At 65.2% G+C, this 12,556-nt stretch carries 7 protein-coding genes; 1 reads left to right on the plus strand and 6 read right to left on the minus strand.

The features are described from left to right. Positions 1–119 precede the first annotated feature (119 nt). From LB577_RS30900 to LB577_RS30925, 6 genes are all read right to left on the minus strand, one after another. A complete protein-coding gene (locus LB577_RS30900; RefSeq protein WP_224690199.1) occupies positions 120–3,521 on the minus strand; it encodes an acyl-[ACP]--phospholipid O-acyltransferase in 3,402 nt (1,133 codons plus the stop codon). Positions 3,522–3,764: 243 nt separating this feature from the next. Beyond that, positions 3,765–5,354, minus strand: coding sequence for an indolepyruvate oxidoreductase subunit beta family protein (locus LB577_RS30905; protein ID WP_224690201.1), 1,590 nt, complete (start codon positions 5,352–5,354; stop codon positions 3,765–3,767). Next, a complete protein-coding gene (locus LB577_RS30910; RefSeq protein WP_224690202.1) occupies positions 5,347–7,500 on the minus strand; it encodes an indolepyruvate ferredoxin oxidoreductase subunit alpha in 2,154 nt (717 codons plus the stop codon). The genes LB577_RS30905 and LB577_RS30910 overlap by 8 nt, the downstream gene beginning before the upstream one ends. Positions 7,501–7,602: 102 nt before the next feature. Continuing rightward, entirely contained in the window at positions 7,603–8,085 is a 483-nt protein-coding gene (locus LB577_RS30915; RefSeq protein WP_224690203.1) for a MarR family winged helix-turn-helix transcriptional regulator, read from the minus strand. Continuing rightward, positions 8,085–9,656, minus strand: coding sequence for a phytoene desaturase family protein (locus tag LB577_RS30920; protein WP_224690204.1), 1,572 nt, complete (start codon positions 9,654–9,656; stop codon positions 8,085–8,087). Before LB577_RS30920 ends, LB577_RS30915 begins: the two co-directional genes overlap by 1 nt. 305 nt (positions 9,657–9,961) lie before the next feature. Continuing rightward, complete coding sequence (locus LB577_RS30925; RefSeq protein ID WP_224690205.1) at positions 9,962–10,753, minus strand: cyclase family protein; 792 nt, start codon at positions 10,751–10,753, stop codon at positions 9,962–9,964. Between the two features lie 118 nt (positions 10,754–10,871). Between LB577_RS30925 and LB577_RS30930 the strand changes: the two genes are divergently transcribed. After that, entirely contained in the window at positions 10,872–12,446 is a 1,575-nt protein-coding gene (locus LB577_RS30930) for a phytoene desaturase family protein (RefSeq protein WP_224690206.1), read from the plus strand. The last annotated feature ends 110 nt before the right edge of the window (positions 12,447–12,556 follow it).

Genomic DNA, 12,556 nt, shown 5'->3' on the forward strand with positions numbered 1-12,556 from the left:
TCCCCGTAAACGGAGAGAAAGAAGCTGGCGGGGGCGCCCCCCCCCCCCCCCCTCCAGCCGAAGATACCGGATATCTTTGCGGAGCCACGCACCTCGCGAGTGCTGCAGCGCTGCCCTGATCAGGCGACCTCGACCTTGGCGACCGGCTGGTCCCGCACAAGCCTGGTGACGCCGGCGAAGTCGAGCTTGCCGGAACCGAGCACCGGCACTTTCGGGACGACGCGCACTTCGGTCGGCACCATCAGATCCATGGCGCCGTTCGCCTTGGCGAAGGCCAGGAAAGCCGCGCGTGTGGCGCCCGGAGCCTCGGTGATCAGGATCAGCTTTTCGCCCTTGCGTGCATCCGCAACCGCCGCGACGGCCGATAGCGAACCTTTCCATAATTCACCCGCCAGCGCCTCGACGGCGGCCAGCGAGATCATCTCGCCGCCGATCTTGGCGAAGCGCTTGGCGCGGCCGCGAATGGTGATGAATCCGCCCTCGTCCACCGAGACGACGTCGCCAGTGTCATGCCAGCCATCCGGCAGCGGTTCGAGCACGCCCGGCTTCTCGGCGCGAAGATAGCCCGCCATCACGTTGGGCCCGCGCACATGCAGCCGTCCGCCATCGTCGACACCTGGCACCGGATCGAGACGATACTCCATGCCGGGCATGATTTTGCCGACGCTGCCGGACCGGTTGTACATTGGCGTGTTGATGGAGATCACCGGCGCGGTTTCGGTGACGCCATAACCTTCCAGGATACGCACGCCGAACTTTTCCATATAGGTCATGCGGGTCGACGGCTTGACCGGTTCCGCGCCGGCAAAGCAATAGCGTATCGAGCGGAAGTCGTAGGGGTGCGCCGAGCGCGCATAGCCGCTGAGGAACGTATCGGTGCCGAAGATGATCGTCGCATTGGATGCATAAATCAGTTCCGGCACGATGCGGTAGTGCAGCGGCGACGGGTAGAAGAAGACCGGTACACCGGAAATCAGCGGCAGCACCGTGCCGGCCGTCAAGCCGAAGGAATGGAAGATCGGCAGGACGTTGAACACCTTGTCGCCCGAGTGGAAGTCGATCCGCGAGGCCGCCTGCGCGGCATTGGCCAGGATGTTGCGGTGGGTGAGCACGACGCCCTTCGGCGTGCCTTCGGAACCCGAGGTGAACAGGATCACCGCCGGGTCGGTGGCCTTGCGGGCGACCCGCGGCGTGCTCTTGCGTAAAAGGCCAAGCAGCTTGTCCTTGAGGCCGATGGTTGTGCGCAGGTCATCGAGCCAGACGATGTCGACCGACCGGCCCATCTCCTCGACCACGGCGCCGAGCTTGGCCTGTTCGACAAAGGCTCGCGAGGTCAGCACGGTGCGCACATCGGCAGCTTTGCAGGCGGAGAGGATGTTGGCGGCACCGGCGGTGAAGTTGATCATCGCCGGCACCTTGCCGGCCGACATGACGCCAAGCAGCGTGGCGCACGAGCCGTTGGCGTTGGGCAGCATGATGCCGAGCGTCTGCTGGCCGGCGTAAAGGATCTCGAATTTCTCGCCAAGCACGGCGGCCGCCGTCAGCAGCTTGCCATAGCTCAACGAGCCGGTGACCGGGTCCTGCACGGCGAGCCGTTTCATGCCGCGCTCATTCGCGGTCAGGATGACCTTTTCCAGCACCGTCTTGTCGATGTCCTGGGTGCGGAAGACGAGATCCGACATGACCTGATAGAGGGCCGCACCCGCCGCGGCACGCCGCTGACGGCCCCTCAGCTCCGGCGCCACTTCCAGCTTGACCGGCTCCAGTATGGTCACCTTGACCTTCGGGAACAGGCGGCGGCGCACATGTTGCGACGTCAGCCTGGAGAACGGGCTTTTCTCCAGCCCATCGATGCGGATCGGCACGACCATCGAGCCGGTCTTGTCCGCCACCATGGCGGCGCCGTCATAGACCTTCATCAGCCCGCCGGTGACGGTGATGCGGCCTTCGGGGAAGATGACCAGCGGATCGCCGCCCTGGACGATCTTGATCAGCGTGCGGGTCGACATCGGCTTGGCCGGGTTGAGCGGCAAGGCGCGGGCGAGCTTCATGAACGGCTTCATCCACCAGGCCTGGGCAATGGTGTAGTCGATGGCGAAGACCGGCTCCTCGTCAGTCAGCGTCAGCGCCAGCGGACCGTCGAGGAAGCTGACATGGTTGAGTGCCAGGATCGGTGCCTTGCCGGCCGCCTTGAGGTTTTCCATGCCCTCTATCTCCAGGCGCAGGAAGGCGCGGAACAGGATGGAGACGAAGTCGCGGAAGGCGTTGGTCGGCAGATATTTCAGCATCAGCCAGGCGGCGACGGCGTTGGCCGCGGCGAGGCCGAAGAGGATGCCGCCGGTGGAGACTTTCGTCTGGATCAAGGCGACAACGATACCGCCCACCGTCATGAAGCCGGCATTGACGATGCTCACGGCTGCGACGACGCGGGCACGGCGCGCTTCGGGCGACCAGGCCTGCACGGCGGCGAAGGTCGGCACCACCAGGAAGGCGCTGGCGATGGCCATGCCGGCAAGGTCGATCGCGACGCGGATCGTGTTCGGACCGGCGAAGAATGCGCTAAGGGTTTCCGCCTTGGGCGAAGGCTGCATGCTCCAGATGGTCCAGGCCAAATGCAGGCCGAACAACGCCAGCAGCGCCGTGCCCACCGGCGCGGGCAGAAGCACGATGCGCCCCTGCGACATCCATGCGGCAATGGCCGAGCCAATGGCGATCGAGACGGCGAAGACAGCGAGATAGGCGGTGACCGCCATCTCGTTGCCGCCGAGCGAATCCTTGATCAAGGTCGGCAGGATCGAAAGCACGATGGCGCCGATCAGCCAAAACCACGACGTCATCAGTCCGGCGCGCCAGATCCGCTTGTCGGTACGCAATCCGGCGACCTGACGCCAGGTCGAGCGAAAGATGTTCTTGTCGATAACAAGGTCGGGCGCAGCCGAACCCGTGGCCGGAATGTAGCGGCTGACGAACCAGCAGCCGACGGCCAAGGCCATCATGATCGGTCCGAACACGGTGACGCCGATGCCATCGGCCGAGACGACGCCTCCGGCAATGGTGCCGCCGAGGATGGCGGCAAACGTAGCCGACTCGATCCAGGCGTTGGCCTTGGGCAGTTCCTTGCGCTCGAGATGGTCGGGCAGGATGCCGTATTTGATCGGCCCGAACAGTGCCGAGATGATGCCGAACATCAGCAGCGCCGTCATCAGCACCGGGATCGACGACAGCGCGATGCCGGCGACGGAGACTGCCGCCGCTGCTATCTCGGCGAATTTCAGCCGGCGCGCGATCAGTGCCTTGTCGAAGCGGTCGGCGATCTCGCCGCCAAGTGCCGACAACAACAGGAAGGGGGCCATGAAGACTGCCCCGGCGAGCGTGACCAGGGAAGCCGCCTGGTCGGCGGCCAGCGTGAAAAGGATCAGGAACACCAATGTGTTCTTGAGGAAATTGTCGTTGAAGGCGGACAGGAACTGCGTCCAGAACAGAGGCGCAAAGCGCCGGGACAACATCAGATGCGTGTTCATGGCGATTTCCATTTGGCGGAACCCTGCGACAGCGAGTGTCGGTGGGCCCTGCGGGTTGCAGGCGCTGTTTCGATCTCAGTGATAGTCGTGAGCTGGCTAAACTTCCTTACTGCGATCGATGCCCATCAAATGAACATCGTTCATAATCGCACTCTACCACTTCTTGAACATTGTTCAAGCAGAAAAATGAACAGCGTTCACCGCCGCTGAAAACGGAAGCGGCGGCCGGTGGGTCTGTCAATATTAGGGCGTCCCAGGTGCCGAATCTGGCCCCAGCGTGGCGACCGTCTTCAACGCGCCGTCGAGCATGTCGCCCTTCTCGTCCTTCAGCGCCATCTCGCGCAAGCGGCGGATCCAGTCGGCGGCATCAGCGCGGCCCTTGAGCAGATCGAGCGCCGACAGAACGCGGTCGAATTTCGACTGGGCGCGGACGTGGGTGTCGCTGTAACCCTTGATCAGCCGGCGGCAATTGAGGATCTCGACGGCCAGCGCATAGTCGGCCGGTACATGACTGAGCGCTAGCGCATACCAGCCTTCCAGATGGGCAAGTTCCACCTGATGGCGCAGCAGGCTCCGGCGCCAGCGGCGCAGGCCGCCGATGAACCAGAGTGCCGCAAAGCCGGCAAAGCTGTCGGTGCGGATCCGGCGGCCGTGGTTGATGCGGCGGTCGAGAAAGGCGGCAAGCTTCGGCCGGTTCTCGATATAGCTGCCGAGCCCCGCCGGCAGCGCGCCGCAGAACTCCTCGATGCGCGGATGGAAATATTCGGTCACCTGCAGGATCGAGCCGTCCTTGACGCCGACCTCGCGGCGCACACGTTTGTCGCGCGTCGAGCGCGTCTTCAGATCGGCGACGCGGATCATGTCGTCGTAGCACATTGCGTTGGCGAGATGCTTTGCCGCCGCGATCGACAAAGCGTGGCCATGTCCGGCGCCGTCCAGCGCGATGGCCATGTCCAGCCGGTCGAGATACTCGCGCCCGTAGGCGATGTCCTGGTAGTCGACCACCTTTCTCAGACCCCGGAGCGCCATGTCGCGCATGGCGACTGGCATCAGGTCGATGCGGGCGGCCAAGGCCTGCCAGCCCTGCAGCAGGCTTTGCGGACCACTGACGCGCCCTGCACCCAGGGCGGATTCGACAATCGCCGGCTCCGACGGCTTTGGCGCAGGCGCCGCCCCGCCACGCGCGCGGTCAAACGCGGCGCCAAAAGCGGCAAGGCTGGCTTTCACGCCCCGGCCACCGGCGCCGATCGCCTGCTCGTAACTTTCCTTCGTGAACGGCAGGGCATCGGACCCCGCCAAAGCACCAAGCAGGCTGGCCGAGATCATCGAGCCGTTGTCGGCGGCGATCTTCTCCATGTCGAAGGCGATGAAGCGCTTGGATGCCGCCTCCGCCGTGGCGTGCACCTTGGACGACGAGGCCCGGCCGTCGCCCGGCTCGATCTTTTCCGACACGGCGGCGATGCGGTGCGAGGAGGCGATCAGCGTCGTGCGCTCTGGCGTGACGAAGCCACGGATGATGGCGCGGCCGGCCTCCATCAATTCGGCGGCGATCAGGACATCGACATCGCCTTGCGACGGCGACAGCGCGAAGACCGGAAGCCGGCCGGTGTCGCGCGCCATTTCGACATAATAGATGGTGGCGCCGGTGCGCTGTGCCACGCCGGCGACCGAAGTCGATTGCGCGACGTAGCCATTGCGCTCGGCAACGTCGGTGATCCAGTCGGCCAGCACGCCGCCGCCCTGGCCGCCGACCGCCAGCACGGCGAGCTTGATGACGCGCTCGTCATCCTGGGCGTCCGGACGGGCGCGGAATGGCGGCACGGCGTCAAGCATCGGCGAAGGTCAGCCGCCGGCTTTCGCGGCGGCGCTGCAACAGGCCGATGGTGACGCGGCGGCTGGCTTCGAGGAAGCGGTCCCAGCGGCTCGGATTGTGCACGACATCGGCGCGGTAGAAGGACGGGCACAGCACCGCCGCATCGGCGACCTCGCCGCAATTGCCGCAGCCGACACAGTTCTGGTCGATCGATGCCACCGGATCGTCGCGCAGCGGGTCATCGAGCGACTTCACCGACAGCGACGGGCAGCCGGAGAGCCGCATGCAGGCATGGTCGCCGGTGCAGATGTCCTCGTCGACGCCGAACTTCGGTTTGATCACCCGCTCGCCGCCCTTGATCGCCTTGTCGACCAGCGGCTTTTCACGCCGCTGGCGGTTCAGCATGCATTCGGACGAGGCGACGATGACCTTCGGGCCCTTTTCCTCCGTCGTCAGCGCCTCGCGCAGCGTGTCCTGCATCTTGCCGACATCATAGGTGCGGTCGACATGGCGTAGCCATTTGACGCCCATGCCTTTCACCGCCTCGGTGATCGGATGTTTCGTCGACTTGGTTTTGTTGCCAGCGCGGGACGACAGGATGTCCTGGCCGCCTGTGGCGGCCGAGTAGAAATTGTCGACGATCACGATGACGCCGTCATTCTTGTTGAACACCGCGTTGCCGATCGAGGAGGTCAGGCCGTTGTGCCAGAAGCCGCCATCGCCGACGAAGGAGATGGAGCGGCGCTTAGCATCCGGCGAATTGAACGCCGACGCCGAGGCCGGCCCCAGCCCATAGCCCATGGTGGTGGCGCCCAATTCGAAAGGCGGCATGATCGAGAACAAATGGCAGCCGATGTCGGAAGCGATGTGGTGCTTGCCCAACTCCTGTTCGACCAGCTTGGTCGCGGCGAAGATCGGCCGCTCCGGACAACCGATGCAGAAGCCCGGCGGACGGCCCGGCACGACGTTGATGAGGTCCGCGGTGTCGACGCCGTCGCCGACCTTGTTGGGCGCGCGCACTTCGCCGGGCAGAAGATGCGGCGCCTCGGCGCGCAGGAAGGCGCCGATGCCGTCGAGCATGACCTGGCCAGTGTACTCGCCCGCCATCGGCAGGTGCTCCTTGCCGACCAGCCTGGTGCCACGTCCCGCCTTGTGCAGCATGGCGGCAAAGGCCTGCTCGATGTAATTGGGCTGGCCTTCCTCGACGACCAGCACCGCCTGCTTGCCCTCACAGAACGACAGGAACTCGCCGTCGATCAGCGGATAGACGGCGTTGAGCACGTAGAGCGGCACATCGGTGTCGCCATAAGTGTCGGCAAGGCCGAGCCGCTGCAGCGCGCGGATGACCGAATTGTACATGCCGCCCTGCATGACGATGCCGACCGAGCCGTGGTCCGAGCCGAAGAACTCGTTGATCTTGTTCCTGGTGATGAAATCCACCGCCGCCGGCCAGCGTTTTTGCACCTTCTCCTTCTCGTGCAGGAAGGATGCGGGCGGCAGCACGATACGGCCGGTGTCGCGGCGCGGCGCTTCCAGCGCGTCGGCCACCGTCATCGGCGGCCGCTTGTTGTCCTTGGCGATGAAATGGCCGTGGACGTGGCAGCAGCGGATGCGGACCTGCAGCATGACCGGCGTGTTGGAGATTTCGGACAGCTCAAAACCGTCCTCAACCGCCTTGACGATCGACGGCAGGTTCGGACGCGGGTCGAGCAGCCAGACCTGGCTCTTCATGGCGAAGGCATGGCTGCGCTCCTGCATGATCGAGGAGCCCTCGCCATAATCCTCGCCGACGATGATCAGCGCGCCGCCGGTGACGCCGCCGGACGCCAGATTGGCCAGCGCATCGGAGGCGACATTGGTACCGACGGTCGACTTGAAGGTGGCGGCGCCACGGATCGGATAGTGCACCGAGGCGGCGAGCATGGCGGTGGCGGTGGCTTCCGAGGCGCTGGCCTCGAAATGCACGCCGAGCTCACCCAGAATATCCTGTGCGTCGGCCAGCACGTCCATCAGATGGCTGATCGGTGCTCCCTGATAGCCGCCGACATAGCCGACGCCGCATTGCAGCAGCGCCTTGGTGATGGCGAGGATGCCCTCGCCCGCGAATTCCTCGCCGGCGCCGAGCCTGAGCTTTTCGACTTCCTTGGCAAAAGACCGTTCGGCCATCTCTGCCTCCTTCCGTTGCCGCCGGAATTGGCGGCGTCCACCTAAAGTCCTTGTTTATGCATGTCGTTTCCCCAAACCCGATCCAGTTTTGGGCGACATGCATCAGATGTCGTGCTTGCGAATGTTCTTCAGCATCTTCTGCAGCGTGGCGATGAGTGCCGCATATTCGGCATCGTCGACATCGTCGAACATCGCCTCGAACGCGTCATGCATGGCCGGCCAGGCGCGGGCGAACTCGGCGCGGCCATCGTCGGTCAGGAACACATGGCGGATGCGGCTGTCGGTGACGCCTTGCTCACGTCGCACCAGGCCCTGGCCTTCCAGCGTGTCGAGCGTGCGGCTCAAGGTCGACTGCTCGATCACCGTATAGACCGAAAGATCGTTGACGGTGATGCCGTCGGTGACCGACAGCACGGCAAGCGTGCGGACCTGCGGAATGGTCAGGCCCTGCTTGCGGAAATCGTCGCGCAAGGTGGCGTTGTAGCGGCCCATGATGCGGTTCATGAGATAGGGCGCGAATTGCTGCAGGCCGATTTGCCCGAGGGTCGAAATGCGCTGGCGGTGTTCGACGACCTTCTCGTCCATCACAGCCTCCCCGCCAGCAGGAAGCCGGAACCGCCGCCGAGGCCCGCGCCCGGATGGGTCGAGGCGCCGATATGGTAGAGGTTCTTGATGCCGGTCTGATGGTTGCGGCTGGTCTTGAACGGCCGCCACAGGAAGGACTGGTCGAGGGCCGACGAACCGCCATAGGGATCGCCGCCGACCAGATTGATGTTCATCGCTTCGAGATCGGCCGGCGAATAGGCGCGGCGCGCGATGATGCTGTCCTTAAGGCCGTCGATGTGGCTGGCGAGGATCGCTTCGGCGCGATCGGCATAGGCCTCGCGCAACGCGTCGGTCCATTGCCCGTCGGCCGGGGCCTGCAGTTTGCCCGCCGCGTCGCCCTTGATGTGTCGGGGCGCCTCGGGCAGTTGCAGCCACAGGATCGCCTTGCCCTCCGGGCAGCGCGACGGGTCGAGGGCGTGCGGCTGGCCAACGCAGATGGTCGGCACGTCCGGCAGCATGCCGCGCGCCGCCTCGTTGCAGGCTTTCGACACGCCGTCCAGTCCAGGCGTCAGGTGCAGCAGCGCCACCTTGTCGAGCCCTTCGCCGCGCCATGCCGGCGGCTTGTCGAGGGCATAGTGGATCTGGAAATTGCCCTTGCCGTAGCGATACTTTTGCGTCGCCTCGACATCGGCCTTGGGCGCCTCCGCGCCAAGCAGCCGGCCATAGAGCTGCGTTGGCGTCACCGAGCAGATGACGCTCTTGCTGGCATGGACCGTTTCGCCCGAGGCCAGCCGCACGCCGGTGGCGCGGCCGCCAGCCAGGATGATCGAGGCAACGTCGGCTTCGGTGGAGATGACGCCACCGCGCTCGGTGATCAGCGCCTCGAAGGCTGACAGCAGGTTCTTCGCCCCGCCCTTGACGATCGGCGCGCCGGCCGCTTCCAGCGCGAAGGCGATCACCTTGGCGATCTGGCCTGAGAAGGCGTCCTCGGGCCCGAGCCCGGCATGCAGCACCCAGGGCGCCCACAGCGCGCGGACGGCCTCGGACTGGTAGGTGCTTTCCAGCCAGCCGCGCGCCGGCACCAAAGCTTCGCCGAGAAAGGCGCCAAGGCCGCGCGGGCCGCGCCGCCAGGCATCGCCAGCCAGCAGCTTCGCCGTCGGATAGGACCACAGGCTGCCGCCGAGCAAGCCGAACAAAAGGCCGGCATTGCGCTCGATGCCGCCGACATCGTCGGCGTGGCGGTCGCCGTCACCAGGCGCGATCGCGTTGAGCGCCGCGACGTTGGCGGCGCGGTCGGTGGTGAGCACGGCATGGCTGCCGTCCGGCCGCAGCACGCCGGTCGGCGTTCCCGTGTGGCAGAATTCCAGTCCATGCCGGGCGAGGTCAGCGCCCAGTGCCGCGAAGGCCGGCGAGGTGATGAACAGCACGAAGGTCGTCGCCATCACATCATGGATAAAGCCGGGCGCGGTGATCTCCTCGGTGCGCATGCAGCCGCCGATGCGGTCATTGCGCTCGAGAACCAGCACCTTTGCGCCCTTGCCGCCCAGCATCGCCGCGCAGACCAGCGCGTTGATGCCGCTGCCGACGATGATGTGATCGGGGGCTTTCATCGGGGGGTTCCTGTGGGCAGCAGGTAGGCTTGCGAGGTCAGCGCTCTACGGCGCCCCCCTCTGTCCTGCCGGACATCTCCCCCTCTTGGGGGGAGATTGGCAGCTTCGGCGCTCTGCTCATTCTTGCAGCGTCGTAGATTCGCGAAAACGATCGTGGTGAAGGCCAATCTCCCCCCTTGAGGGGGAGATGTCCGGCAGGACAGAGGGGGGCGCCGTAGAGTGGCGGCGTTGCAAGCCTGCCACCCCTCACCTGTCACCAACGCATCGCCTTCACCCATGATCTTCTCCCGAAGACCCATCTCGCTCTATTTTCCCGACACCAGCGCCAGGGCGCGGATCGGGCTGCCGGTGCCGTGCTCGATCTTCAGCGGCGCGGCGATCAGGATGGCGCCTTTCGGCGGCAGCTGGTCGAGGTTGCAGAGGCTGGCCAGCCCGTAGCGGTTGGCCTTGTGCATCAGCGTATGCGCCGGGAATGGCGGCTCCATTCCGCCGGCCTTGCCGGCATCGGTGCCGATCGTCTCCGAGCCCCAGCCCTTGATGTTCTTGCCGATCAGGAACTGAATGGCTTCTGCCGTCGGGCCGGGCGTGTGCGGACCGGTCTCGTTGGCGTTGAGGAACTCGGCTTCCGAGCCGTTGCGCTTGTACCAGTCGGTGCGCATCACCACCCATTCGCCGGCATTGATCGCGCCATGCTCGGCTTCCCATGCCTTGATGTGGTCGACGGTGAGCAGGAAATCGTGGTCGGCTGCGGCTTCCTTCGAGCAGTCGATGACATTGACCGGGCCGACGAAGTTCTGTGCCGGAATGGTGTCGGTGGCGCCGTCCGGATAGTCCTTGCCGCTGATCCAGTGTTGCGGCGCATCGAAATGCGTGCCCGAATGCTCGCCGAGCTTCAGCCAGTTCCATGCCCACCAGGGACCGTTCTTGTCATAACGGGAGATGTTGTGGATCTCGACCTTCGGCGTGTCGACGGCAAGCTCCGGCGGCAGCTTGATCAAGGGCGTGTCCGGCCCAAGCGGCGCCGACAGGTCGACCACCCTGATGGCGCCTGAAAGCAACTGGCCGGCGACCTCGCCGAGGAGTTTTTGAGTGTCCATGGTCTCGGTTCCCTCTTTTAGATGATGATCAAGGCTCGTCTCGGCCCTTAATATCCTACTAGACGAAAACATATGCATCTGCAATTATCTTTAAGCATAAAGGAAATGGGAACGGGGCGTGAGCGAGTTCGACGCCATCTTTGTCGGGGCGGGCCACAACAGTCTGGCGTGCGCCGCGCATCTGGCGCTCAAAGGCTGGAAAACCGGGATTTTCGAGTGCAGCGCAGCAATCGGCGGCGCCGTCCAGACGCGCGAATATACGCTTCCCGGCTTTCGCCACGACTTCGGCGCGATGAATCTCAGCCTGTTTGCCGGCTCCGCCTTCCACCGGAAATATGCAAATGAATTGAAAGCTCAGGGGCTGGAGTTCGCGCCGGTCACCGACTGTTTCGCCAGTGCCTTTTCCGACGGACGCTGGTTCGGCGTCAGCAACGACCTGGAGAAGACAGCGAGCCGCATCGCCAACTTCTCGGCCGCCGATGCCGCGACATGGCGCCGACTGGTAGCCGCCTTCCCGGCGGAGGCCGAGCATCTGTTCCGGCTGCTCGGATCGCCGATGAGCGCCCGCGCACTGGCCGGCACCGCGTGGAACCTCTGGCGCAAGAAGGGTTTTTCAGGAGCGCTCGACACTGGCCGGATGTTGTTGTCCTCACCCCGCGCCTGGCTTGAGGAAAACTTCGAGTCGCCGCATGTGCGGGCGACGCTCGCCACCTGGGGCATGCATCTCGACTTCGCGCCGGACATCGCCGGCGGCGCCGTCTTCCCCTATCTGGAATCGATGGCCAACCAGAGCTTCGGCATGGTGCTGGGCAAGGGCGGCGCCGACACCATCATCCGGGCGATCTCGGGCATGGTCACTTCCGCCGGCGGCAGGATCGTGACCGGCGCCGAGGTGGCGGAAATCACGGTTTCCGCCGGCAAGGCGACCGGCGTGCGGCTCGCTTCGGGTGAAACGCATACAGCCACCAGGGCGGTCATCGCCGGCGTCGCGCCCAAGGCGCTGACCGGCAAGCTGCTGCCGAACGGTTCGGGCGATGCCGGCTTCGACACGGCGATGCAGAAATTCCGCCATGCGCCGGGCACGATGATGATCCACCTGGCGCTCGACGACTTGCCGGACTGGCGCGCGGGATCAGAACTTCGGCAGTTCGCCTATGTGCACCTGTCGCCGTCGCTCGACGCCATGTCGCGCACCTACCAGCAGGCGATGGCAGGCATGCTGCCGGACGAACCGGTGCTGGTCGTCGGCCAGCCGACCGCGATCGATCCGTCGCGCGCGCCTCAGGGCAAGCACGTGCTGTGGGTGCAGGTGCGCATGCTGCCCGCCGAAATCCTGGGCGATGCCGCCGGCAAGATCGCGCCCGCGCATTGGGACCAGGTCAAGGATGTCTACGCCGAGCGCGTGCTCGACATCATCGAGACCTATGCGCCCGGCCTGCGGAGCAAAATCCTCGGCCAGGCGGTGTTTTCACCCATCGACCTCGAACGCGAGAACCCGAACCTCGTCGGCGGTGACCAGGTCTGCGGCAGCCATCATCTGGCGCAGAACTTTTTGTTCCGCCCGGCGCGCGGCTATGCCGGCTGGAACACGCCGGTCGCCAATTTGCATCTCACCGGGGCCGCGACATGGCCCGGCGCGGGCACCGGTGCGGCCTCGGGCTTCATGCTGGCGCAACAGCTTGGCAGGAGGTAGGCCCGAAGATTTTATGGAGGCGACGGGAGGCAAGGCGCTGCTGCCCACGAAGCCTGAGACAATGAACCGACACCGCCGCGCAACGACAATAACCAACAAGGGGAACGACC

It is taken from the genome of Mesorhizobium sp. B283B1A, from assembly GCF_020165735.1.
In the GTDB taxonomy this organism is placed as follows: Bacteria; Pseudomonadota; Alphaproteobacteria; order Rhizobiales; family Rhizobiaceae; genus Mesorhizobium; species Mesorhizobium opportunistum.